Origin of the sequence: Streptomyces sp. CA-181903 (assembly GCF_050937075.1) — a bacterium.
Classification (GTDB): domain Bacteria; phylum Actinomycetota; class Actinomycetes; order Streptomycetales; family Streptomycetaceae; genus Streptomyces.
In genome coordinates this window covers 3668865-3693503 of record NZ_JBNJLY010000001.1, presented here as the reverse complement: position 1 = coordinate 3693503, position 24639 = coordinate 3668865, and the positions used below count along the sequence as shown (strand labels likewise).

19 protein-coding genes and 3 pseudogenes are annotated in these 24639 nt (G+C 72.0%); 16 read left to right on the top strand and 6 right to left on the bottom strand.

The window, feature by feature from the left end; translation table 11 throughout:
- Nucleotides 1–72: 72 nt before the first annotated feature.
- Entirely contained in the window at nucleotides 73–2358 is a 2286-nt protein-coding gene (locus tag ACQEVS_RS16460) for a (Fe-S)-binding protein (protein ID WP_433021135.1), read from the bottom strand.
- A 275-nt stretch (nucleotides 2359–2633) separates the two neighbouring features.
- On the opposite strand from ACQEVS_RS16460, the gene dnaK reads away from it, so the two are divergent.
- From dnaK to ACQEVS_RS16435, 5 genes are all read left to right on the top strand, one after another.
- Nucleotides 2634–4529: a molecular chaperone DnaK gene (gene dnaK, locus ACQEVS_RS16455; RefSeq protein WP_433021133.1), complete on the top strand. Its 1896-nt coding sequence runs from the start codon at nucleotides 2634–2636 to the stop codon at nucleotides 4527–4529.
- Nucleotides 4526–5161, top strand: a complete 636-nt coding sequence (grpE, locus tag ACQEVS_RS16450; protein ID WP_433021131.1) for a nucleotide exchange factor GrpE — start codon at nucleotides 4526–4528, stop codon at nucleotides 5159–5161. The genes dnaK and grpE overlap by 4 nt, the downstream gene beginning before the upstream one ends.
- 51 nt (nucleotides 5162–5212) lie before the next feature.
- Complete coding sequence (gene dnaJ, locus ACQEVS_RS16445; protein ID WP_433021129.1) at nucleotides 5213–6379, top strand: molecular chaperone DnaJ; 1167 nt, start codon at nucleotides 5213–5215, stop codon at nucleotides 6377–6379.
- 5 nt (nucleotides 6380–6384) lie between these two features.
- Nucleotides 6385–6855, top strand: a complete 471-nt coding sequence (locus ACQEVS_RS16440) for a heat shock protein transcriptional repressor HspR (protein WP_433021127.1) — start codon at nucleotides 6385–6387, stop codon at nucleotides 6853–6855.
- A 180-nt stretch (nucleotides 6856–7035) separates the two neighbouring features.
- Nucleotides 7036–8028, top strand: coding sequence for an endonuclease domain-containing protein (locus ACQEVS_RS16435; RefSeq protein WP_433021125.1), 993 nt, complete (start codon nucleotides 7036–7038; stop codon nucleotides 8026–8028).
- Nucleotides 8029–8054: 26 nt separating this feature from the next.
- On the opposite strand, the gene ACQEVS_RS16430 is transcribed toward ACQEVS_RS16435, so the two are convergent.
- From ACQEVS_RS16430 to ACQEVS_RS16420, 3 genes and pseudogenes are all read right to left on the bottom strand, one after another.
- Entirely contained in the window at nucleotides 8055–8576 is a 522-nt protein-coding gene (locus ACQEVS_RS16430) for a GNAT family N-acetyltransferase (RefSeq protein WP_433021123.1), read from the bottom strand.
- Between the two features lie 90 nt (nucleotides 8577–8666).
- Nucleotides 8667–9083 (bottom strand): pyridoxamine 5'-phosphate oxidase family protein, encoded by a 417-nt coding sequence (locus tag ACQEVS_RS16425; protein ID WP_433021121.1) that lies wholly within the window; start codon nucleotides 9081–9083, stop codon nucleotides 8667–8669.
- Nucleotides 9084–9108: 25 nt separating this feature from the next.
- A pseudogene (locus ACQEVS_RS16420) lies at nucleotides 9109–9692 on the bottom strand (Uma2 family endonuclease).
- Between the two features lie 193 nt (nucleotides 9693–9885).
- Between ACQEVS_RS16420 and clpB the strand changes: the two are divergent.
- Both clpB and ACQEVS_RS16410 read left to right on the top strand, forming a co-directional pair.
- Complete coding sequence (gene clpB / locus ACQEVS_RS16415; protein ID WP_433021119.1) at nucleotides 9886–12507, top strand: ATP-dependent chaperone ClpB; 2622 nt, start codon at nucleotides 9886–9888, stop codon at nucleotides 12505–12507.
- A 146-nt stretch (nucleotides 12508–12653) separates the two neighbouring features.
- Nucleotides 12654–13202 (top strand): YbjN domain-containing protein, encoded by a 549-nt coding sequence (locus tag ACQEVS_RS16410; protein ID WP_223766122.1) that lies wholly within the window; start codon nucleotides 12654–12656, stop codon nucleotides 13200–13202.
- 25 nt (nucleotides 13203–13227) lie between these two features.
- On the opposite strand, the gene ACQEVS_RS16405 is transcribed toward ACQEVS_RS16410, so the two are convergent.
- Nucleotides 13228–14436 carry a hypothetical protein gene (locus ACQEVS_RS16405; RefSeq protein ID WP_433021116.1) on the bottom strand — a complete coding sequence of 403 codons (1209 nt, stop codon included), beginning with the start codon at nucleotides 14434–14436 and terminating at the stop codon, nucleotides 13228–13230.
- Nucleotides 14437–14840: 404 nt separating this feature from the next.
- Here ACQEVS_RS16405 and ACQEVS_RS16400 point away from each other — a divergent pair.
- The 3 genes and pseudogenes from ACQEVS_RS16400 (at nucleotide 14841) to ACQEVS_RS16390 (ending at nucleotide 18588) form a co-directional block, all read left to right on the top strand.
- Nucleotides 14841–15991: pseudogene (locus ACQEVS_RS16400) on the top strand (aminotransferase class I/II-fold pyridoxal phosphate-dependent enzyme).
- 389 nt (nucleotides 15992–16380) lie between these two features.
- Entirely contained in the window at nucleotides 16381–16968 is a 588-nt protein-coding gene (locus ACQEVS_RS16395; protein ID WP_433021114.1) for a DUF2617 family protein, read from the top strand.
- Nucleotides 16969–17038: 70 nt separating this feature from the next.
- Nucleotides 17039–18588: pseudogene (locus ACQEVS_RS16390) on the top strand (polyamine aminopropyltransferase).
- 107 nt (nucleotides 18589–18695) lie between these two features.
- Here the strand turns inward: ACQEVS_RS16390 and ACQEVS_RS16385 are convergent.
- A complete protein-coding gene (locus tag ACQEVS_RS16385; RefSeq protein ID WP_433021112.1) occupies nucleotides 18696–19616 on the bottom strand; it encodes a helix-turn-helix domain-containing protein in 921 nt (306 codons plus the stop codon).
- 75 nt (nucleotides 19617–19691) lie between these two features.
- On the opposite strand from ACQEVS_RS16385, the gene ACQEVS_RS16380 reads away from it, so the two are divergent.
- The 6 genes from ACQEVS_RS16380 to fbaA all read left to right on the top strand — a co-directional run bounded on the left by ACQEVS_RS16380 (nucleotide 19692) and on the right by fbaA (nucleotide 24575).
- Nucleotides 19692–20369, top strand: coding sequence for a DsbA family protein (locus ACQEVS_RS16380; protein ID WP_433021110.1), 678 nt, complete (start codon nucleotides 19692–19694; stop codon nucleotides 20367–20369).
- A 40-nt stretch (nucleotides 20370–20409) separates the two neighbouring features.
- Entirely contained in the window at nucleotides 20410–21060 is a 651-nt protein-coding gene (locus tag ACQEVS_RS16375) for an NAD(P)-dependent oxidoreductase (protein WP_433021108.1), read from the top strand.
- A gap of 87 nt (nucleotides 21061–21147) precedes the next feature.
- On the top strand, nucleotides 21148–21921 hold the full coding sequence (locus ACQEVS_RS16370; RefSeq protein WP_433021106.1) for a CoxG family protein: 774 nt from the start codon (nucleotides 21148–21150) through the stop codon (nucleotides 21919–21921).
- Between the two features lie 80 nt (nucleotides 21922–22001).
- Nucleotides 22002–22802 (top strand): aldose 1-epimerase, encoded by an 801-nt coding sequence (locus ACQEVS_RS16365; protein WP_433021104.1) that lies wholly within the window; start codon nucleotides 22002–22004, stop codon nucleotides 22800–22802.
- A gap of 10 nt (nucleotides 22803–22812) precedes the next feature.
- A complete protein-coding gene (gene pyrE / locus ACQEVS_RS16360) occupies nucleotides 22813–23349 on the top strand; it encodes an orotate phosphoribosyltransferase (RefSeq protein WP_433021102.1) in 537 nt (178 codons plus the stop codon).
- 203 nt (nucleotides 23350–23552) lie between these two features.
- A complete protein-coding gene (fbaA, locus tag ACQEVS_RS16355) occupies nucleotides 23553–24575 on the top strand; it encodes a class II fructose-bisphosphate aldolase (RefSeq protein ID WP_398267171.1) in 1023 nt (340 codons plus the stop codon).
- Nucleotides 24576–24639: the final 64 nt, after the last annotated feature.

The following is a 24639-nucleotide window of genomic DNA, read 5'->3' as shown; positions in this document are numbered from 1 at the left end:
CCACGCCCCACTGACAACGGCCGGGCCCCGCGAAGTCCGCGGGGCCCGGCCGTCGTCACCGTGTGCGTGGCGCTACTTCACCGGCTCCGGATCCGGCTCCGGCGCGGCGGTCGTCTCGCCGTCGCCCTCCGGCTCCACCGGCGTCTTCACCGACTCCAGCAGCAGCTGGGCGACGTCCACGACCTGGATGGACTCCTTGGCCTTGCCGTCGTTCTTCTTCCCGTTGACCGAGTCGGTCAGCATGACGAGGCAGAAGGGGCAGGCGGTGGAGACGATGTCCGGGTTGAGGGACAGCGCCTCGTCCACGCGCTCGTTGTTGATGCGCTTGCCGATGCGCTCCTCCATCCACATGCGCGCGCCGCCGGCGCCACAGCAGAAGCCGCGCTCCTTGTGGCGGTGCATCTCCTCGTTCCGCAGGCCCGGGACCTTGGCGATGATCTCGCGCGGCGGCGTGTACACCTTGTTGTGCCGGCCCAGGTAGCACGGGTCGTGGTAGGTGATCAGACCCTCGACCGGGGTGACCGGGACCAGCTTCCCCTCGTCGACGAGGTGCTGGAGCAGCTGCGTGTGGTGGATGACCTCGTACTCGCCGCCGAGCTGCGGGTACTCGTTGGCGATCGTGTTGAAGCAGTGCGGGCAGGTCGCGACGATCTTCTTCTTCGACTTCTCGACCTTGACGCCCTCCGCCCCGTCCTCACCTTCGGCGGACTCGCCGAAGGCCATGTTGAGCATCTCGACGTTCTGCTGACCGAGCTGCTGGAAGAGGAACTCGTTGCCCAGGCGGCGCGCGGAGTCACCGGTGCACGCCTCGTCGCCGCCCATGATGGCGAATTTCACGCCCGCCATGTGCAGCAGCTCCGCGAACGCCTTGGTGGTCTTCTTGGCGCGGTCCTCCAGGGCGCCGGCGCAGCCGACCCAGTACAGGTAGTCGACCTCGGTGAGGTCCTCGATGTCCTTGCCGACGACCGGGACCTCGAAGTCGACCTCCTTGGTCCATGCCAGGCGCTGCTTCTTGGCGAGGCCCCAGGGGTTGCCCTTCTTCTCCAGGTTCTTGAGCATCGTGCCCGCCTCGGACGGGAACGAGGACTCGATCATCACCTGGTAGCGGCGCATGTCGACGATGTGGTCGACGTGCTCGATGTCCACCGGGCACTGCTCGACGCACGCGCCGCAGGTGGTGCAGGACCAGAGGACGTCGGGGTCGATGACGCCGTTCTCCTCCAGCGTCCCGATCAGCGGGCGCTCGGCCTCGGCCAGGGCGGCGGCCGGAACGTCCTTCAGCTGCTCCTCGGTGGCCTTCTCCTCGCCCTCCGCGGACTTGCCGCCACCCGCGAGCAGGTACGGCGCCTTGGCGTGCGCGTGGTCGCGCAGCGACATGATCAGCAGCTTGGGGGAGAGCGGCTTGCCGGTGTTCCAGGCGGGGCACTGCGACTGGCAGCGGCCGCACTCGGTGCAGGTGTCGAAGTCGAGCAGGCCCTTCCAGGAGAAGTGCTCGATCTGGGAGACACCGAACTGGTCGTCCTCGCCCGGGTCCTCGAAGTCGATCGGCTTGCCCGCGCTGGTCATCGGCTGCAGCGCGCCGAGGGCGACGTCACCGCTGGACTCGCGCTTGAACCAGATGTTGGGGAAGGCCAGGAAGCGGTGCCAGGCCACGCCCATGTCGGTCTTGAGGGAGATCGTGATCATCCAGATGAAGGACGTCGCGATCTTGATCATGGCGACCAGGTAGGTGAGGTTCTGCAGCGTCTCGGTGCTCAGCCCCCGGAAGGCGGCGACCAGCGGGTACGAGGCGAAGTAACCGGCCTCGTAGCTCTCGACCCCGTGCTGGGCGCCCTCCAGGCCGCGCAGCGTCACGATCGAGCAGCCGACGATGAGGATGACGGCCTCGACGAAGTACGCCTGGCCGAAGTTGGAGCCCGCGAAGCGCGACTTGCGTCCCGGCTTCCCCGGCTTGCTCAGCTGCCGGACGACGATCAGGGCGAGGATGCCCAGCGTGGTCGTCGTGGCGAAGAACTCGACCCAGAGCTCGAACGGCAGCCACTCACCGATGTATGGCAGCAGCCAGTCGGCCTTGAAGAGCTGTCCGACGGCGTTGACGATGGTGATCAGCAGGGAGAAGAAGCCCAGCGCGACGCCCCAGTGGGCGACGCCGACGAGGCCCCACCGGTTCATGCGGGTGTGGCCGAGGAACTCGGTGGCCACCGTGACCGTGCGCCGGACCGGGTCGTCGGTGCGGGTGCCCTTGGGCACCGGCTGCCCCAGGCGCATGTGCTGGTAGATCTGCAGGACGGCACGGCCGAGCAGCGCGAAGCCGATCGCGATGAGGACCAGCGACACGATGATCGCGGCGAGTTGCATGGTTGGAGCTCCTCGGACCTGCGAGAGCGGGATTACTACTCGGTAACTTATCCAGTCCGTACGAGACTACTCACTCTCGCGCCCGCGATATACCCGCAGCGCCGGTGATCTGCGTCGCGCGGGCGGCCTCGGGTAGGCGGGGCTCCGCCCCGAGCGCCGGGTTGCGAATAAGGCCCGCATAAGACTTGAGTCCGCCCGACTCAGCTCCGTTGACAGTCCGCCATTCGTGTTGCACCCTTGAGTCTGTTCCACTCAAGTCAGCTGGAGGAATCGACATGGCACGTGCGGTCGGCATCGACCTGGGTACGACGAACTCCGTCGTCAGTGTTCTCGAAGGCGGTGAGCCCACCGTCATCACCAACGCCGAGGGCGCCAGGACCACGCCGTCCGTCGTCGCCTTCGCGAAGAACGGCGAGGTCCTGGTCGGTGAGGTCGCCAAGCGCCAGGCCGTGACCAACGTCGACAGGACCATCCGGTCGGTCAAGCGCCACATGGGCACCGACTGGAAGATCAACCTGGACGGCAAGGACTTCAACCCCCAGCAGATCTCCGCCTTCATCCTGCAGAAGCTGAAGCGGGACGCCGAGGCGTACCTGGGCGAGAAGGTCACGGACGCGGTCATCACCGTCCCGGCGTACTTCAACGACTCCGAGCGTCAGGCAACCAAGGAGGCCGGCGAGATCGCGGGCCTCAACGTCCTGCGCATCGTCAACGAGCCGACGGCCGCCGCGCTGGCCTACGGCCTCGACAAGGACGACCAGACCATTCTCGTCTTCGACCTCGGTGGCGGCACCTTCGACGTCTCGCTGCTGGAGATCGGCGACGGCGTCGTCGAGGTGAAGGCCACCAACGGCGACAACCACCTCGGTGGTGACGACTGGGACCAGCGCGTCGTCGACTACCTGGTCAAGCAGTTCCAGAACGGCCACGGCGTCGACCTGTCCAAGGACAAGATGGCCCTCCAGCGCCTCCGCGAGGCCGCCGAGAAGGCCAAGATCGAGCTGTCCTCGTCCACCGAGACCACGATCAACCTGCCCTACATCACGGCTTCCGCCGAGGGCCCGCTGCACCTGGACGAGAAGCTCACCCGCGCCCAGTTCCAGCAGCTCACCGCGGACCTCCTGGAGCGCTGCAAGACCCCGTTCCACAACGTCATCAAGGACGCGGGCATCGCCCTCTCCGAGATCGACCACGTGGTCCTGGTCGGCGGCTCCACCCGTATGCCCGCCGTCGCCGAGCTCGTCAAGGAGCTGACCGGCGGCCGCGAGGCCAACAAGGGCGTCAACCCGGACGAGGTCGTCGCCATCGGCGCCTCGCTCCAGGCCGGTGTCCTCAAGGGCGAGGTCAAGGACGTCCTGCTGCTCGACGTCACCCCGCTGTCCCTCGGCATCGAGACCAAGGGCGGCATCATGACCAAGCTGATCGAGCGCAACACCACGATCCCGACCAAGCGCTCCGAGATCTTCACGACGGCCGAGGACAACCAGCCGTCCGTGCAGATCCAGGTCTACCAGGGCGAGCGCGAGATCGCGGCGTACAACAAGAAGCTCGGCATGTTCGAGCTGACCGGTCTGCCCCCGGCGCCGCGCGGCGTCCCGCAGATCGAGGTCACCTTCGACATCGACGCCAACGGCATCATGCACGTGGCCGCGAAGGACCTCGGCACGGGCAAGGAGCAGAAGATGACCGTCACCGGCGGCTCCTCGCTGCCGAAGGACGAGGTCGACCGGATGCGCGAGGAGGCCGAGAAGTACGCGGAGGAGGACCACAAGCGCCGCGAGGCCGCCGAGACCCGCAACCAGGCCGAGCAGCTCGTCTACCAGACGGAGAAGTTCCTCAAGGACAACGCGGACAAGGTCCCCGGTGAGGTCAAGACCGAGGTCGAGACCGCCGTCGCCGAGCTGAAGGACAAGCTCAAGGGCGAGTCCGCCGAGGGCGACAACACCGCCGAGATCCGCACCGCGTCCGAGAAGGTCGCCGCCGTCAGCCAGAAGCTCGGCCAGGCCCTGTACGCCGACGCGCAGGCCGGCCAGGGCGCCGAGGGTGCCGCCGGTGCCGGTGCCGGTGCCGGTGCCGGTGCCGGTGCGGGCCAGCAGGCCAAGGCCGACGACGACGTCGTCGACGCCGAGATCGTGGACGAGGACAAGCCGAAGGGCGGTGCGTCGGCGTGACGGAGGAGACCCCGGGCTTCGACGAAAAGCCTGAAGGCACTCCCTCCGACGACTCGGCCGACGAGAAGGGCGCCGGTCCCGCCGACAAGGCGGGCCCGGCCCCGGCCGGGGAGGAGCTGGTCGAGGCAGGCCTCCAGGCGCAGCTGGACCAGGCGCAGGCCGCGCTCAACGAGCGCACCGCGGACCTCCAGCGGCTCCAGGCGGAGTACCAGAACTACCGCCGGCGCGTCGAGCGCGACCGGGCGCAGGTCAAGGAGGTCGCCGTCGCGAACCTCCTGTCCGAACTGCTCCCCACGCTCGACGACATCGGCCGCGCCCGTGACCACGGCGAGCTCGTCGGCGGCTTCAAGTCCGTCGCCGAATCGCTGGAGACGGTCGTGGCGAAGATGGGCCTCCAGCAGTTCGGCAAGGAGGGCGAGCCCTTCGACCCGCTGGTCCACGAGGCCCTGATGCACAGCTACGCGCCGGACGTCACCGAGACGACGTGCGTGCAGATCCTGCAGCCGGGGTATCGCATCGGCGAGCGCACGATCCGCCCCGCGCGGGTCGCCGTCGCCGAGCCGCAGCCGGGCGCCCAGGGCAAGGCCGAGGGCGAGTCGGACGAGGAGAGCGGTGGCCCGGACGAGGGCTGACGCGATGAAGCACGGCACTGACCGCACGTACCGGGAGGAGGGACGCCGGGGATGAGCACCAAGGACTTCGTGGAGAAGGACTACTACAAGGTCCTCGGCGTGCCCAAGGACGCGGCCGAGGCCGACATCAAGAAGGCGTACCGGAAGCTCGCCCGCGAGTTCCACCCGGACGCCAACAAGGGCGACGCCTCGGCCGAGGAGCGGTTCAAGGAGATCTCCGAGGCGTATGACGTCCTCGCGGACCCCAAGCGCCGCAAGGAGTACGACGAGGCGCGGGCGCTGTTCGGCAACGGCGGCTTCCGGCCCGGTCCGGGCGGCGGCTCCTTCAACTTCGACCTGGGCGACCTCTTCGGGGGCGCCCAGGGCGGAGCGGGGGCCGGCGGCTTCGGCGGCGGCCTGGGCGACGTCTTCGGCGGCCTCTTCAACCGGGGCGGCGGCACCACGCGCACCCAGCCGCGCCGGGGGCAGGACATCGAGTCCGAGGTGACGCTCAGCTTCACCGAGGCGGTGGACGGGGCCACGGTCCCGCTGCGGATGTCCTCCTCGGCGGCCTGCAAGGCGTGCTCCGGCACCGGCGACAAGGCCGGCACCCCGCGGGTCTGCCCGACCTGCGTGGGCACCGGCCAGGTGTCGCGCGGCTCCGGCGGCGGCTTCTCGCTGACCGACCCCTGCCCCGACTGCAAGGGCCGCGGGCTGATCCCCGAGAACCCCTGCGACGTCTGCAAGGGCAGCGGCCGGGCCACGTCCTCCCGCACCATGCAGGTCCGGATCCCGGCGGGCGTCTCCGACGGCCAGCGGATCCGGCTGCGCGGCAAGGGAGCGCCGGGCGAGCGCGGCGGACCCAACGGCGACCTGTACGTCGTGGTGCACGTCGGCACCCACCCGGTCTTCGGACGCAAGGGCGACAACCTCACCGTCACCGTGCCCGTCACCTTCCCGGAGGCGGCGCTCGGCGGCGAGGTGAAGGTGCCCACCCTGGGCGGACCGCCGGTCACCCTGCGGATCCCGCCCGGCACGCCCAACGGGCTCACCATGCGGGCCCGCGGCAAGGGGGCGGTGCGCAAGGACGGCACCCGCGGCGACCTGCTGGTCACCGTGGAGGTCGTGGTTCCCAAGGATCTCGACGACAAGGCCAGGGACGCCCTGGAGACCTTCCGCGACGCCACGGCGGGTGAGGACCCGCGCGCGGAGCTGTTCCGGGCGGCGAAGGGAGAGTGACCGTGATGAACGGCGACGGCCGCACCCGTCGGCGCTTCGAACCCGCTCAGCCGTACGAGCTGACCGATGAGTCGCCCGTGTACGTCATCTCGGTCGCGGCTCAGCTCTCGGGCCTGCACCCGCAGACCCTCCGCCAGTACGACCGCCTCGGCCTGGTCTCGCCCGACCGCACGGCGGGGCGCGGCCGCCGCTATTCGGCCCGCGACATCGAACAGCTCCGCCAGGTGCAGCAGCTGTCGCAGGACGAGGGCATCAACCTGGCCGGCATCAAGCGCATCATCGAACTGGAGAACCAGGTCGCCGCGCTGTCGGCCCGGGTCGCCGAGCTCCAGGCGGTCGTCGACGGCGCCGCCGCGGCGATGCAGCAGCGCGAGGCGGCGGTGCACGCCTCGTACCGGCGGGACCTGGTCCCGTACCAGGAGATGCAGCAGACGAGCGCGCTGGTCGTCTGGCATCCGCCGAAGCGGGATCGCTGATCGGTCGTCATTACTGGTCACCGATCGGTGGTTGCCGATCGGTGGTTGCCGGTCCGTTCGTCGTTCGAGAGGTCCGTCCCCGGTGAGGGACGGGCCTCTCTTGGTTGGGGAAACGATTCTCCACAGAGGGTTGTCCACAGGCATGGCGAAGACCACTGGGTGCCGTCACACTCAGTGAGCATGAGTGCGAAAAAGTGCGGTGAGTCACGGAAGTTCGCGGCGGTGGCCGCGTTGGCGGACGAGCAGGGCGGGGTCGTGGCCCTGTCCCAGGCGGAGCGGCTGGGCTGGTCGCGGAGCGGGCTGCGGCGTCGGCTGCGGAAGGAGGGCTGGCAGGCGGTGCGCCCGGGTGCGTTCGCGGCGCCGGGGCGGCCTGCCGGGCTGGTCGCGCACCTGTGGGCGCAGCAGCTGGCCCGGCCGGACCTGGTGGTCAGCCACTGGGCGGCGGCGCTGCTGCACGGTGTGGAACGGCGCGTGGAACGGCCCGAGTTCACCGCGCCGGCCGGTGGGCGGGGAGCGCACCGCCTTCCGCTGCGGCCGGACGAGGTGACGCGCAGCGCGGGGCTCGCGGTGACGACGGTCCCGCGCACCCTGGCCGACCTCTTGCGGTCGGGGCCGCGGGACGACGCGTTGGTGGCGGTGGAGTCCGCGGTGAGCCGCCGGCCCGCCGGCGAAGAGGGCACGCGCGGACCGCTGACCGTTCTCGACGCCGTCCGGGACGCGGTGCGGGACGGCGCGGGGATGCGCGGAGGGAGACGGGCGCTGGCCTGGCTGACCCTCGCCGACGAGCGGGCGGGCTCCCCGGCGGAGACGATCGCCCGGCTGCGGATGAACGACGCGGGCCTGTACCCGGAACCCCAGGCCGAGTTGTCGCTCCCCGGTGGGCGCCGGGTGTACCCGGACTTCTTCTTCAGGGAACGGGGGCTGGTGGTGGAGATCGAGGGCTACGCCTGGCACGGCGACCGGGCCCGGCACCAGCGGGACATCGCCCGCTACAACGAGCTGACGCGCTGCCCCGAGGTGCGGCGGGTGCTGCGGTTCACGGCCGACGACGTCTTCCGGCGGCCGGTGACGCTGGTGCGGACGGTCCGGCGAGCCTTGGACGGCGCGGTGGGCACGGGGGTCTCGGCGGATGGGGAGAGCGGGGTGACGGCGGGATGGCGGCTCGCTTCGTGACGTGGTGGGGACGCCTGGGGCGGTGCTTACCGGGCCGACTCGCGCGACGCGGCCGAATGGGGCGGTGCGGCCGTCCGGGGCGTCGAGGGCGGCTGGACCGGGGTCCGGTCGAGATCCAGGGTCAGGACGATCTCCCCGTCCTCCAGGTCCCCCGTCTCGCCGAACCCCGCCGCCCGGTAGAGGCGGAAGGCGACGTGGTTGCCGGGGACGACGCTCAGCCGGATCCGGGTGTAGCCGGCGGCCCGGACGCGGTCGAGGACGGCGGCGAGGCCGGCGTGGCCGAGCCGGCGGCCCTGGAAGTGGTGGTCGATCATGTAGCGGCAGAGCGTGACGGTACCCGGGGCGTCGGCCGCAGGCTTCAACAGGGCGAAACCGATCAGCTCGGAGCCCTGGCGGAGGGCGAGCGGCTCCGCCGCCGGGCAGGCCCACGCGTCCGCCAGCGAGCGGACGTTCGGGGCGACGTAGTCGCGCTGACCGGGCAGGACGTCGAGGGCTATCACCGCCTCATAGGTGCCGGCGGTGACGGGCTCGCAGTGCACGGGAACCATGCGGGGCATCCTAAATCGCGGGCCGCCGGGGCGGGACGGCGATTTCCGGGCCGAGTCAACGCTGTGCCGGCCGCGAGGAGTTGGCGGGCTTCAGGAGATGCGCTGGGAACCCATCGCCCGGCTAACCGCGATCTCGATCAGGACGCGGTCGGGGTTGGGCTCCGGGGTCCGCCCGTAGCGCTCCGCGTAGCGGGCGACCGCGTCGGCGACGGCCTCCGGCTCCGTGCGGACGACGGCCGTGCCCTCCAGGGTGGCCCACAGCCCGCCCGGAGCGACCTGGCAGAGCGCGACGCGGAGACCGCCGGGGCCGGCCGCGAGGACGTTGGAGACCTTGGTGCTCTGCTTGCGGGTGATCACCCGGGCTATGGACGTCTCCGGATCGAACGTGGCGCCCACCGGCACGACGTGCGGGCTGCCGTCCCGGCGGAGGGTGGTGAGGGTCGGGAAATGGCGCTCGCGCCAGAACGCGACGTAGGCGTCCGGCAGGTTGCGGAGGTCGTGGGCCATGGCCGCCAGGGTAGTGGTCCGGGGATCAGAGGAAGTCGGTGGTGTCGAGATCGAACTCGAAGGGGGCGGGGAGGGGGAGGGGCTTGCCGAAGGGGACGCTGTGGATCTCGGCGTAGTCCTCCCGCGCCGGTTCGGCGAAGAGCGTGACCGTGCTCTCGTCGCGGTCCACGAGGAGGTAGAGGGGGATGCCGGCGCGGGCGTAGCAGTGGCGTTTGGCGACGCGGTCGCGTTCCGGCTTGCTGCTGGTCACTTCCGCGACCATGGCGATGCCGTCCGGGGACATCCAGGTCGGCGCGCCACGGAAAAGGCGCCGTTCCCGCGGGGCGAAGGTGGCGTCGGGAATGGCGTAGTTCTTCGGGCACGCTCCGCCTCGGGGCAGCTTCAGCCCCTTGTTGCCCGAGTACTGCATGCGGATTTTCGAGTGGTCGTACATCTGCGCGACGATCAGCTCGATGGCGTCCTCGTGGTCGCCGTCCGGCGCCGGTGACACGATGATCTCCCCTCGATGAGCTGCGCCCGGAACCCCTCAGGGGTCTCCAGGGCCAGGAAGTAGTCCAGGAGGGTCTCTTCCGACGTCATAAGCCTTGGCTCTTGTGCCATGGCCGTCATGCTGCACCTCCCCGTGGTCGAACGCCAGCATGGCGGGCCGTCCCCGGTGGCGGGCCGTTCGTCGTACCGGTTCACTCGCAAGGGGGAGTGCCCGGCCGGACTACCGAGGTGAGGGTTGAGTGGAATAGACTCAACTTATCGCACGTTGCCGAAAGCAGGATGAAGAAGCGAATCCGAGGAGGAGCTCCCCGTCGTGGATGCCGAGCTGACCAACAAGAGCCGTGAGGCGCTGAGCGCCGCCCATGAGCGGGCCGTGTCGGCCGGGCATGCCGATATGACCCCCGCCCACCTGCTGCTGGCCCTGCTGGCCGGGCAGGAGAACGAGAACCTGCTCGACCTGCTGGCCGCGGTGGAGGCGGACGCCGCGGTGCTGCGCGGTGGGGCCGAGCGGGTGCTGGCCGGGCTGCCGAGCGTGCAGGGGTCGACCGTGGCGCCGCCGCAGCCCACCAGGGAGCTGCAGGCCGTGCTGGTGGACGCCGGGGAGCGGGCCCGTGATCTGGGCGACGAGTACATCTCCACCGAGCACCTGCTGATCGGGCTCGCCGCCAAGGGCGGCCGGGTCGCCGAGCTGCTGGAGCAGCAGCGGGCCTCGGCCAAGCGGCTGCTCGACGCGTTCGAGAAGGCGCGCGGCGGGCAGCGGGTGACGACCGCCGATCCCGAGGGCACGTACAAGGCGCTGGAGAAGTTCGGCACGGACTTCACCGCCGCCGCGCGGGACGGCAAGCTCGACCCGGTCATCGGGCGGGACCACGAGATCCGCCGCGTGGTGCAGGTGCTCTCCCGCCGCACCAAGAACAACCCCGTGCTCATCGGTGAGCCGGGCGTCGGCAAGACGGCGGTCGTGGAGGGGCTGGCGCAGCGGATAGTGAAGGGCGACGTCCCGGAGTCGCTGAAGGACAAGCGGCTGGTCTCGCTGGACCTGGGCGCGATGGTGGCCGGCGCCAAGTACCGCGGCGAGTTCGAGGAGCGGCTGAAGACCGTCCTGGCGGAGATCAAGGCCAGCGAGGGCCGGGTCATCACCTTCATCGACGAGCTGCACACCGTCGTCGGCGCGGGCGCCGGCGGGGACTCGGCGATGGACGCGGGCAACATGCTCAAGCCGATGCTCGCCCGCGGCGAGCTCCGCATGGTCGGCGCGACGACGCTCGACGAGTACCGCGAGCGGATCGAGAAGGACCCCGCCCTGGAGCGGCGCTTCCAGCAGGTACTGGTCGCCGAGCCGTCGGTGGAGGACTCCATCGCGATCCTGCGCGGGCTCAAGGGCCGCTACGAGGCGCACCACAAGGTGCAGATCGCGGACGCGGCGCTGGTCGCCGCCGCCACCCTCTCCGACCGCTACATCACCTCCCGGTTCCTGCCGGACAAGGCGATCGACCTGGTCGACGAGGCAGCGTCCCGGCTGCGGATGGAGATCGACTCCTCGCCGCTGGAGATCGACGAGCTCCAGCGCGCCGTCGACCGGCTCAAGATGGAGGAGCTGGCGCTCCGCAACGAGACGGACGAGGCGAGCAAGGAGCGGCTGGCCAAGCTGCGCCGCGACCTCGCCGACAAGGAGGAGGAGCTGCGCGGGCTCACCGCGCGCTGGGAGAAGGAGAAGCAGTCCCTCAACCGCGTCGGCGAGCTGAAGGAGCGCCTCGACGACCTGCGCGGACAGGCCGAGCGCGCCCAGCGCGACGGCGACTTCGACACCGCGTCCAAGCTGCTCTACGGCGAGATCCCGGCCGTCGAGCGGGAGCTCGAGGAGGCCGCGGAGGCCGAGGCCGAGCAGGAGGCGGCCTCCCGGGACCTCATGGTCAAGGAGGAGGTCGGGCCCGACGACATCGCCGAGGTCGTGGCCGCCTGGACCGGCATCCCGGCCGGCCGGCTGCTGGAGGGCGAGACGCAGAAGCTGCTGCGCATGGAGGAGGAGCTGGGCAAGCGGCTGATCGGGCAGGAGGAGGCCGTCCGGGCCGTCTCCGACGCGGTACGCCGCTCGCGCGCCGGGATCGCCGACCCCGACCGGCCCACCGGCTCGTTCCTCTTCCTTGGCCCGACCGGCGTCGGCAAGACCGAGCTGGCCAAGGCGCTCGCGGACTTCCTGTTCGACGACGAGCGGGCGATGGTCCGCATCGACATGAGCGAGTACGGCGAGAAGCACTCGGTCGCCCGGCTGGTCGGCGCGCCCCCCGGCTACGTCGGCTACGAGGAGGGCGGCCAGCTCACCGAGGCGGTGCGGCGCCGGCCGTACACCGTGGTGCTGCTGGACGAGGTGGAGAAGGCCCACCACGAGGTCTTCGACATCCTGCTCCAGGTGCTGGACGACGGGCGGCTCACCGACGGCCAGGGCCGGACGGTCGACTTCCGCAACACCATCCTCATCCTCACCTCCAACCTGGGCTCGACGTTCCTGGTCGACCCGCTGCTGAAGGAGGAGCAGAAGCGGGAGAAGGTGCTGGAGACGGTCCGGACCGCGTTCCGCCCGGAGTTCCTCAACCGGCTCGACGACATCGTGGTGTTCCATCCGCTCGGCACCGGCCAGTTGGAGCGGATCGCTCGGATCCAGATCGACCAGCTCCAGCGGCGGCTGGCCGACCGGCGGCTCGCGCTGGATGTCGACGAGTCCGCGCTGCGCTGGCTGGCCGCTCTCGGCCACGAGGGCCCGGACGAGGCGCCCGACCTCACCTACGGCGCCCGGCCGCTGCGCCGGCTGGTGCAGACCGCGATCGGCGACCGGCTGGCGCGCGCGATCCTCGCCGGCGAGGTGCGGGACGGCGACACGGTCCGCGTCGAGCGGGTCCCGGACGAGGAGGGGCTGTCGGTGCGGGCGGCGTCGTAGCGGGCGGCGGCCCGGCCGGATCGGGCTTCGCATGGTCCGGGGCGCACCCCCGGGGCGTGGACGGTGAGCGACGCATGCGCCAGGGGTTGCGGGGCAGGGGCTGGTGTGGGGGAGGATGGCCGCAACCGTACGAAGGGAAATCCACGGTGAGCATCGACCCGTCCTCGATTCCGAATTTCGGGGGCCAGCCCGAGCCGCAGCCCGAAGAGACGGGCCCGGCCGGTCCCGTCATCCCCGACCAGGACCTGGTCAAGCAGCTCCTGGAGCAGATGGAGCTGAAGTACCTCGTGGACGACGAGGGTGACCTCGCGGCTCCGTGGGAGCAGTTCCGTACGTATTTCATGTTCCGCGGTGAGGAGGAGCAGCAGGTCTTCTCCGTGCGGACGTTCTACGACCGGCCGCACGGCATCGACGACAAGGGCAAGCTGCTCGAGGTCATCGACGACTGGAACCGCCGCACCCTGTGGCCCAAGGTCTACACGCACACCAACGACGACGGCACGGTCCGCCTCATCGGCGAGGCCCAGATGCTGATCGGCGTCGGGGTGTCGCTGGAGCACTTCGTGTCCAGCACCGTCAGCTGGGTCCGCGCCTCGGTCGAGTTCGACCGCTGGCTGGTGGAGCAGCTGGGCCTGGAGGAGGACCTGGAGTCCGGCGACGGCGACGGCGACGACAAGCCCGACGCCGAGGCCTGATCTTCGGACGACGCCGGCCCGGGGCCTACATGGGCAGGCGGGCCGTCGTCACCAGGTAGGTCCCGTACACGCACGAGAGCCCGGCCAGCGCGCCGACCGTCACCGCGACGGTGCGCGACCGGGCTCTCGTCATGCCCAGGGCCAGCGGGATCAGCAGCGGGAAGGCGGGCAGCAGGAAGCGCGGCTTGGACGCGAAGTAGCTGGAGCCGCCGAGGGCGATCACGCACAGCACCAGGGTGTAGGCGAGCAGCGGGGCGGGCGGCCGTTCCAGCACGAGGAAGACGAGCGCGACCAGCGCGACGACCAGGACGCCCAGGGAGCCGTAGTACGCCATCCCGTCGCGGCCGGTGAACAGGTGCCGGACGAACCGGAACGCGTCCGCGCCGAAGTCGAACCGCGACCCCCACCGCCGCTGCACGGTGAAGTAGCCCAGCGGGCCGAACCCCGAGCGGTAGCCCGCCCACAGCACGTAACCGCCCCACCCCAGCGGGGCGAGCGCGAGGCCGGTCCACAGCCGCCAGTCGGTGCGGGAACGCGGTTCGCGGTGCAGGACGACCAGCGTGGCGCAGCCGACGGCGGCGGCGACGGCGATGGCGTTGGGCCGGGACAGCCCGGCGGCCAGCGCGAGCGCCCCCGCCCAGACGTGCCGGCGGGTGACGACGGCGTAGAGGGCCCACGCGGCGAGGGCGGTCATCAGGGATTCCGTGTAGCCCATCGTCTGCACGATGGAGTGCGGCAGCAGCCCCCAGAGGAGCACCAGCCAGGTGGCCGCCCGCCGTCCGTACAGCCGCTCGCCGACGGCGTAGATCCCCCAGGCCGCGCAGGCCGCGGCGGTCCAGGCGACGACGAGCTGCGCGGAGACGATCGAGAACGGGGTCAGCGTCGTCAGCGCGTGCACGAGACCGGGGAAGAGCGGGAAGAACGCGTAGTCGCTGTAGATCACCGAGTGGCTGGTGGGGGACGGGAGGATCAGCCCGTAGCCGTCCTCGGCGATGCCCGCGTACCAGATCGCGTCCCAGGAGTGGCCGAGCAGGGTGCGCGGATGGCGGCCGGTCGACCAGGCCCAGGAGGCCATCGTGGCCACGCCGGCCAGCCGGGCCGCGGCGTAGAGCACGAGCGCGGGCAGGGCGCGGCGCAGAGCCTCGCGCACCCGTTCCGCGCGCCGGGCCGGGCCGTCGGCGGGGGCGCGGCGCGGCTCCGGGGCGCGGACGGGCACGGCGGTGTCGGCGGACACGGGACCTCCTCGGGGCACCTCCCGGGCCGGCCGGGGAGGTGCGGCCGGGCCCCGCGGGGACGGGCCGGGCGGCGGGACCGGTCGGGGCGCCGGGGACGGCGCCGGTACGGACGGTGCGGAACGTGCGGCATACCGACCATGCGTCCGGGGCCTCGCGGGCGCGGTGCGTCACGCCCGTAGGGGGCGCGGCTTCCACCCGGCTGGCGCACCGGGACGGCGTCGCCCGTACCCGGGCACGGGTGTTCGCGTCCCCCTAGGGTGGTCCGGGTCACGGACAGTCCGGAGGAAGACCGGGAGGGGCGCGGATGAGCGCGGAACACGGTGGAGCGCCGAGCGGGACGGGGTACGGGACGCGGGGGCCGGCGGCACGGCTCACGGGGCTGGGCACGTCGGTGTTCACGGAGATGACCGAGCTGGCCCGGAGCACCGGGGCGGTCAACCTGGGGCAGGGCGTGCCGGAGCTGGGCAGTCCGCGCGCGCTGCTGGAGGACGTCGCGGCGGCGGTGCTGGCGGGGGCCAACCAGTATCCGCCGGCGCACGGGACGCCCGCGCTGCGCGAGGCGGTCGCCGCGCATCAGCGGCGGCGGTACGGCCTGGAGTACGACCCGCTCGGCGAGGTGCTGGTGACGACGGGCGCCACCGAGGCGCTCGCCGGGGCGCTGCTGGGGCTGTGCGATCCGGGGGACGAGGTGCTGGCCTTCGACCCCTGCTACGACGCCTACGCGGCGGTGGCCCGCTTCGCGGGTGCGAAGCTCGTGCCCGTGCCGCTGGTCACGGAAGGGGATGCCTTCGTCCTGGACGCGGACGCGCTGCGGGCCGCCGTCACCCCGCGGACCCGGGTCCTGGTGCTGAACACGCCGCACAACCCGACGGGCAAGGTGTTCACGCCGGCGGAGCTGGCGGCCGTCGCGGAGGTGTGCCGCGAGCACGGGCTGACGGTCGTGACGGACGAGGTGTACGAGCACCTGGTCTTCGGCGAAGGAGGGGCCGGTGAGGGAGAGGGGAACGGGCCCGTCCACCGGACGATCGCCGCGCTGCCCGGGATGCGGGAGCGGACGCTGACCATCTCGTCGGCCGGCAAGACGTTCGGGGTGACGGGCTGGAAGGTCGGCTGGGTCTGCGGGCCCGCGCGGCTGGTGGCGGCGGTGGCGGGAGTGAAGCAGTTCCTCACCTACACCTCGGGCGCGCCCTTCCAGGACGCGCTCGCCCGCGCGCTGGGGGCGTGGAGGAGTGGGCGGCGGAGCTGCGGCGGACGCTGGGGCGCAACCGCGATCTGCTGAGCGACGGACTGACGCGCGCCGGGTTGCGCCCCTACCGGGCGGACGCCGGGTATTTCGTCCAGGCGGACATCCGCGCGTGGGGGCATGGGGACGGCGTGCGATTCTGCCGTGAACTCCCTTTGCGCGCCGGGGTGGTGGCCATTCCGACATCCGCCTTCTTTGTGCGCCCCGGCGCCCCGTCCCATCTGGTGCGATTCTCGTTCTGCAAGCGCGAGGAAGCCGTTCTCGATGCCGTGGAACGGCTGGAGCGGGCGGCGTCCGCCGGGGCGTGCTGAGCCAGGAGTGGGCGTCCCGTCGGGGCAAACCCGCCGGGAAACCCCTGGCAAAGGCCGTTTGATCTGGGGATTTGCAAGTGGCCCATGCTTGACCGCATATGCGCCCGGCGGCGACAACTGCCGCCGGGCGTTGTTTCGTTGAACATGTGAGCTGTCCGGCCCACGCGTGGATGGAAAATCGACGATGATGGGTAAAAATGCTGTGGGCGCCGTTGGCTTCATGATTTCCTTTCGATCAGAGCCACGTTCAGAGAAAACTCCTGGGATTCTCGGAATCGCCTCCGCCGGATCCGGGAGCCTCCAAAGCGGGCATGAGCCGGCGCCTCGAAGATCTGGTCCTCCTCGGGTGGGCCGGCCATCCCCCCACTGTTCGCTCGCGGAGCCGACCCATGCTCACCACCCTCAAGACCAGCTATACCGACACCCGCGCGGCCGACCTGGCCTGGTGCCTGGGCCGGGAACCGCTGCCGGCGCTGGCCGTACTCGACCTCCAACTCGATGCGGCGTCCGTGCAGTTGCGCCTGCTCGGCGCCTCCCACCAGGTCCTTCTGGAGGAGGACAGCGGCAGCTGTTCGGAGACCGTCGCCTGCATACCCGGCAGCAGCACCCCGCTGCCCCTGGGCGTCGCCAAGCGCGTCGGCTGCTGGGAGTACGAATTCGCGGCCCGCGTCGAGACCTTGACCCGGTGCTCCTTCGCCGGGCGCGCGCAGGAGCTGCTGGCGCTGGTCGCCGAACACCCCCAGGGGCTCGCCGGAACGTTTCCGGGCGACCCGCACGCCTTCACCGCCCTGCTCGCCCAGCGCAGGGACGGCCAGGTCAGCTGGCGTACCTGGCACGCGTACCCGCAGGAGGGGCGGCTGGTCGTCACCCGCACCCGGGTGGGCGTGCGCGCCGAGTACGTCGCGCCGGCGGGCGCACGGGGCGCCGCCCCCCGCCCTGGCGCGAGCCCCCTGGCGAACGGCCCGTCCCTCAACTAGCTCGTGCAACACCCGCATTGAACTCGTGTGGGTGACGTGACGTGGCCGGATCGTGACGTAGCGTTCCGGCATGATCTACCGACCGGTACCCGCACGCTTGCCCGTACCGGCCGGGCTCGGCCGTCTGCTCGTGCTGATCACGGTCTTCGTCTGCGCCGCCTGCGGCCTGGTGTACGAGCTGGAACTGGTCGCCCTGGCCTCGTACCTCATCGGCGATTCCGTCACCCAGGCGTCCGTCGTGCTGTCGGTGATGGTCTTCGCCATGGGCGTGGGATCGCTGCTGGCCAAACGGCTGCGGCGGCGCGCCGCGCTCGGCTTCGCGGCCGTGGAGGCGGCACTGGCCCTGGTCGGCGGCCTGTCGGCGATGGCGCTCTACGCCTGCTTCGCCTGGTACGGCCGGGCGTGGCCCGCCCTGGTGGTGTTCTCCCTGGTCATCGGGGTGCTCATCGGAGCCGAGGTGCCGCTGCTGATGACCCTCATCCAGCGTGTCCGGCGGCAGGACCCGGGCGGCGCGGTCGCCGACCTGTTCGCCGCCGACTACGTGGGCGCCCTCGTCGGCGGGCTCGCCTTCCCGTTCCTGCTGCTGCCCATGCTCGGCCAGTTGACCGGGGCGCTGGTGACCGGCGCGATCAACGCCGTCGCGGGCGGGGCGCTGGTGCTCGCGGTGTTCCGGGGCGACCTCAGCGCCCGCGCCCGCCGGGTCGTGACAGCGGCGAACGCGCTGGTCCTGGCGCTGCTCGCGGTCTGCTCCGCCCTCACGGGACCGTTCGAACGGGCCGCCCGGCACGCGGTCTACGGCGGGGACGTCCGGGTCGCCGTCCGCACCGAGCTCCAGGAGATCGTCCTCACCGGGGGCGGCCGCGGCGGCCGTCCGCTCTCCCTCTTCCTCAACGGGCGGCTGCGCGCCGCCGGCGAGTCCTCCCGCTACCAGGAGGCCCTGGTGCGGCCCGCGACGGCCGGCCCCACCGGCGCGTCCTGGTGCTCGGCGGCGGCGACGGCCTCGCCCTGCGCGAGGTGCTGCGGCGGCCGGGCGTGGCGGCGGTGACGGTCGTCGAGCCGGACGCGGCGGTGGTGCGGCTCGCCCGCACCGACCCCGGCCTGCGCCGCCTCAACCGGGACGCCTACGCCGACCCCCGGGTCACCGTCGCGCACGCCGACCCCTTCGCCTGGCTGCGGCGCGCCGCGGCCGGCGGGGAACCCTACGACGTGGAGGTCTGCGACCTGCCGGGGCCGGACGGGCCCGGCGGCGCCAAGCTGTACTCGCAGGAGTTCTACGGGCTGGCCGCGCGGCGCCTCGCGCCCGGCGGGCGCCTGGTGGTGCACGCCGGGCGCGTGTCCGGGAACGCGCACGACTTCTGGACGGTGGACGCGACCCTGCGGTCGGTCGGCCTGGCCACCGAGGCGTACCGGGCCGGGGCGGCGGGGGAGGAGTGGGGCTTCCTGCTGGCCGGCCGGGCGGAGGAGGGCGCTCCGGGGCGGGGGCCGGGGCGGCCGGAAGCCGGTGAGGCGCCGCTCGCGGGGCTGCCCGAGGCGTCCGCCGTGGGCGCCCGGCCCGTCGTACGGCCGCCGGGCGCGGCGGAGCCGCCGTCGACGCTGATGCGTCCGCGGTACGAGGAGTGAGCGCGGCGCCGCGTTGACGGCTCGGGGCCGCACGCGCGCTCCGGCCCCGCCGCCGCGGACGCTCCCCGATCCTCCGGGGCCGCGCGCCCGCCGGACCCCGCTGCCCCCTACCGCCCCGCCCCGCGAGCCGTCTCCCGGAAGGCTCCCGGGGTCGTCCCGGCCCGCTGCTGGAAGAACTTCGAGAAGTTCGCGGCGTCCTCGAAGCCCAGCCGTTCCCCGACCCGGACGACCGCCAGGTCGCTGTGGGCGAGCAGCCGCTTGGCCTCCAGCATCACCCGCCGGTCGATGAACTCCTTGGCGCCCACCCCGGCCGCGGCCAGGGTGGCGCGGGAGAGGGTGCGGGGCGCGTAGCCGAGGGCGCGGGCGTAGTCGGTGACCCGGTGGGTGCCGGCGAAGTCGCGTTCCACCGCGGCGCGGAAGCGGAGGAACGCGTCCGACGGCGCCGGGACGCGGCTGCCCACCGGCGCGGTGAGGTGCGCCAGCCGGAGGACCAGCACGGACAGCAGGTGGCGCAGGACGTCCGCGTGCACGTCGGCGGGGAGGCCGGCGCCGGTGCGGAAGTCGGCCGCGAGATGGCGTACCGCGCAGGTCACCGCCTCGCGGTCGGAGCCGACGGGCTGCCACAGCACGGGGTGGAACGGGTCGTCGGCCAGCGCCGCCACGGGCGAACCGGGCGGGAGGAAGTTCGGCTGGACGAGGATCACCGTGCCCTCGATCCGGTCCGCGTCCCCGAAGCTCTGCACCTGGCCGGGACGTACCCAGAGCACCGAGCCCTCGGTCAGCCAGTAGCCCGTGAAGTCCACGGTGTGCGAGGTGGCGCCCGAGTCGACGACCACCAGTTGATGGAAGTCCAGCCGCTGCGGCCGGGGCAGCAGGCCCTCGGGCGCCCGGGCGCGCAGCTCGGCGACGGTCATCACCTCGATGCCCTGCGGCGTGCCGGGCGGCGGCCGGTAGGTCAGCTCGACGATGCCGTCGGCCTCGCCGGCGCCGTCGGCGGCGTCCGTGCACCCGTGTCGCTTTTTCACCATGACGGGACCCGAGCGTACCTGGTCGTGGCCGCCGGGCCCTCGTAGCGTTGCCATCAGTCACCACAGTGATTTCCCGTGCAACTACTCAAGGAGAACGAGGTGAACGCCATGGCACGGCCCCGGCAGACCGTCACCTACGCATTCGACGCCTACTGCGGCTGGTGCTACGGCTATGGCCCCACCGTCCGCGAGTTCGCTGCCGTGAACGCCGACCGGCTCGACCTCCGGGTACTGAGCGGCGGCCTGTTCACAGGCGCCCGGGCGCAGCCGGTGGGCGCGTACGCCTCGTACATCCCGCAGTCGGACGCCCGGATCGCCGAGCTGACGGGCGCGGTCTTCGGCGCGGCGTACTCCCGGGCGGTGACGGAGGGCACGACCGTGCTCGACTCCGCCGACGCGGCGACGGCGTTGGTCGCCCTGGCCCGGCAGGCGCCCGAGCGGACGTTCGAACTCGCGGGGGCGCTCCAGGGCGCCTGGTACCGCGACGGGCGCAGCCTGTCCGACCCGGCCACCCTCAAGGCCGTCGCCGCCGGGGCCGGCCTGGACGCGGACGAGGCGGCCGCCGCCTACGCCCGCCCCGACACCCGGCAGGAGGCACTGGCCGGCTTCCGCGAGGTCCGGCGGCTCGGTGTGGACAGCTTCCCCACCCTGCTGCTGCACACCCCCGACGGCGGCGTCCGCCGGCTCGGCGGCCCCGCGACCTCCGCGCAGGCGCTCACCCGTGCCCTCGACGAGCATGGAACCGGCGCGTAATCCCCCCTCGAAACACCACCGACCCCCTCAGGAGAACCCCATGGCGAAGATCGCCCTCTTCGGCGCCAACGGCACGATCGGCAGCCGCGTGCTGCGCGAGGCCCTCGACCGCGGACACCAGGTGACGGCCGTCGTCCGCGACCCCGCCAAGCTCACCGAGCAGCACGCCAACCTCACGGTCACCACCGGTGACGTGCTCGACCCGCAGTCCGTCGCCGCCGTGGCCCAGGGCCAGGACGTCGTCGTCAGCGCGGTCGGCGGCGGCGACGGCCCGGGCCACCTCGCCACCATCACCCCCGCCGCCAAGTCCCTGGTGGAGGGCCTGCGTTCGCTCGGCGACGCGGCCCCGCGGCTGATCGCGGTCGGCGGCGCCGGCTCGCTGCGCACGCCCGACGGCAAGCAGGTCTGGGACGCGGAGGGGCTGCCCGAGTTCCTGCTCCAGATCATGCACGCCCACGGCGACGCGCTGGACTTCTACCGCACGGTCACCGACGTGCGCTGGACCAACCTCAGCCCGGCTGGCCTGATCGAGCCCGGCGAGCGCACCGGCACCTACCGCACCGGCCTGGACGACCTGGTCGTGGACGAGAACGGCAAGAGCCGCATCTCCGCGGAGGACTACGCCGTCGCCCTCGTCGACGAGATCGAGAAGCCGCGGCACATCGGCGAGCGCTTCACGGTCGCCGACTGACACCGCCAAGGGCGACCCATCGGAAAGTTCGATCGGATTCGACCGGGGAGTCCATGGTGAAGGACCCGGTGGGTAGGCTCGCTTGCCATGGAGCACGAGGTTTTCGTTCCGTTCCCCGTCGGTGACGTCCGGCGGGCCCTGGCCGACCCCGCCCGGGTGGCCCGGTGCGTCCCGGGCCTCCAGCAGGACGAGGGCGGGACGGACGACGCGGACGGCGCGCCGGCGGGCACCGGCATCACGGTGGCCGGCCGGCTGCGGCTGCGCATCGGCGGGTCGACGATCACCTACCGGGGATCGCTGCGGCTGACCGAGCACGACGGCGCGTACGAGCTGTCCGCCGAGGGCACCGAGGCCCGCGGCTCGGCGTCCGTGTCGCTCACCCTGAGCGCCCTGCCCGAGGAGGCCCCCGGAGGCACCCGGGTGGCCTGCTCCGGAACGGTCTCCCGGGCCGGCCGGCTCGCCGAGTTCGACGCCCGGACGGCCGAGGGCACGGCCCGCCGGCTGCTGGACCGCTTCGCCACGGCACTCGCCGAGGAGCTGGCCCAGGACGTCCGGGACGCGGCGCTCCGCGACGAACTGCCGCCCCTGGACGACGAGGCGTTCGCACCCGCCTCCGAGGTGCTGCCCGCCGAGGTCCTGCCGGACGACGAGCCGCCGGCCGAGGCGGCCCACGCCCGCCGGACGATGATCGGACGCAGCGCGGAGGAGGTCGACCACGCGCCACCGCGCGGCCGGTACGCGCCGGTCCCCGCGCCCGAGACCACGTCCGGCCGGGCGGCCCTGCGCTGGGCGGCCCCGGCGGCGGCCGTGGCCCTGGCCTCGGCCGTGGTCGTCGGCCGGGTGCTGCGCCGCAGGCGGTGACCCGGGGACGGTGACCCGGGGCGGCGCCCGGCCGGGACGCCGCCGCGTGCGCGCGCCGGAGCCCGCCTATCGTCGGGAGGGTGACCAACGCTCAGACGACACTGACCGCAGGCAAGGCCGCGGTGACCGTGGACGCGGAGAACGGCTGCCGCCTCTCCAGTCTCAGGATCGACGGGACCGAACTCCTCCGCCAAGGGCCGAAGTACGGCTCCTTCCCCATGGTCCCGTGGTGCGGGCGGATCGCCCAAGGCCGGTTCCGCAACGGCGGCGAGACGCACCAGATGCCGCTGAACCACCTCCCGCATCCGCACGCGCTGCACGGCACCGGCCGCGACACGGCCTGGCGGGTCTCCCGGGCCGAGGACTCCTTCGCCGCGTTCACCTACGACCTCGCCGAACCCTGGCCGTACCCCGGTCGCGTCACCCAGTTGGTGGAGCTGGCCGAGGACTCGCTGACCCTCACCATGGGCGTCGAGGCGGCCTCGGACTCCTTCCCGGCCCAGGCCGGCTGGCACCCCTGGTTCCTGCGCAACCTCGGCACCGGCGGCGACGCGGAGCTGGACTTCGCCCCCGCCTGGCAGGAGGAGCGCGGCGAGGACCACCTGCCGACCGGCCGGCGGATCGACCCGCTCCCCGGCCCGTGGGACGACTGCTTCGGCATGCCGGACGGCGTCGCGGTGACCCTGACCTGGCCCGGGGCCCTGGAGCTCAAGATCACCAGCCGCGCCGAGTGGGTCGTCGTCTACGACGAGCAGGACGAGGCCGTCTGCGTCGAGCCGCAGTCCGGACCGCCCAACGGGCTGAACACCATGCCCCGCCTGGTCACCCCCATCGACCCGCTGGAGATCTCCACCACGTGGAGCTGGCGGAGCCTGGCATAGGCTCATGCCCATGAACGCGCGTGACGCCCTGCTGCAGCAGATCAAGGACAAGGCCGTGGTCCACGGCAAGGTGACCCTCTCCTCCGGCAAGGAGGCCGATTACTACATCGACCTGCGCCGGATCACCCTCGACGCCGAGGCCGCCCCGCTGGTCGGCCAGGTGATGCTGGACGCCACCGCCGACCTGGAGTACGACGCCGTGGGCGGGCTGACCCTGGGCGCCGACCCGGTCGCCACCTCGATGCTGCACGCCGCCGCCGCGCGCGGCCGGAAGCTGGACGCCTTCGTCGTCCGCAAGGCGCAGAAGACGCACGGCATGCAGCGCCGCATCGAGGGCCCGGACATCGCGGGCCGCCGGGTGCTGGTCGTCGAGGACACCTCCACCACCGGCGGTTCGCCGCTGACCGCCGTGGAGGCCGCCCGCGAGGCCGGTGCCGAGGTCGTCGCCGTGGCGACGATCGTCGACCGCGGTGCCGCCCAGGCCATCGCCGACGCCGGCCTGCGGTACGTCACGGGTTACCGGCTCGGGGACCTCGGTCTGGCCTGACCTGCGGTTTCCCCAGGGCATCGATGACGGGTGCGTGGTTTCACGTGAAACCACGCACCCGTCGGCGTATGCGGCCGCGGCCTGGCCGGGACGCACCGTGTGGAGCAAATCGGGGAGTCTGGGAAGATGGGGACGACGATGAACGTCGCCCCTAGGTCAGGGCCCATCCGTAGCTTCACCCGCACATCACAAGGAGCGGACAGATGCCCATCGCAACTCCCGAGGTCTACAACGAGATGCTCGACCGGGCGAAGGCAGGCAAGTTCGCCTACCCGGCCATCAACGTGACCTCGACGCAGACGCTGCACGCCGCGCTGCGCGGTTTCGCCGAGGCGGAGAGCGACGGCATCATCCAGATCTCCACCGGTGGTGCGGAGTTCCTGGGCGGCCAGTACAGCAAGGACATGGTCTCCGGCGCCGTCGCGCTGGCCGAGTTCGCGCACGTCGTGGCCAAGAAGTACCCGGTCAACATCGCCCTGCACACCGACCACTGCCCCAAGGACAAGCTGGACGGTTACGTCCGCCCGCTGCTGAAGATCTCCCAGGAGCGCGTGGCCGCCGGGCAGAACCCGCTGTTCCAGTCCCACATGTGGGATGGCTCCGCCGAGAAGCTCGACGAGAACCTGGCCATCGCCAAGGAACTGCTCGCCGAGGCCGTCAAGGCGAAGATCATCCTTGAGGTCGAGATCACCCCGACCGGTGGCGAGGAGGACGGCGTCACCCACGAGATCAACGACGAGCTCTACACCACCGTCGCCGACGTCGAGAAGACCGCCGAGGCGCTGGGCCTGGGCGAGAAGGGCCGCTACCTGCTGGCCGCCTCCTTCGGCAACGTCCACGGCGTCTACAAGCCGGGCAACGTCGTCCTCCGCCCCGAGCTGCTCCGCGAGCTCCAGGACGGCATCGCCGCCAAGCACGGCAAGCAGGACCCGTTCGACTTCGTCTTCCACGGCGGCTCCGGCTCCACCGAGGAGGAGATCCGCACCGCGCTGGAGAACGGCGTCGTGAAGATGAACCTCGACACCGACACCCAGTACGCCTTCACGCGTCCGGTGGCGGCCCACATGTTCAAGAACTACGACGGCGTGCTGAAGGTCGACGGCGAGGTCGGCAACAAGAAGACCTACGACCCGCGCACCTGGGGCAAGCTGGCCGAGGCGAGCATGGCCGAGCGCGTCACCAAGGCGTGCGCCGACCTGCGTTCGACGGGCACCAAGCTCAAGTAGGTCTACGGGCACTAGCTTGAGTAGCCGGCAGGGCATCGCGGAAGGGTCTGGCGTTTGGGCGCCG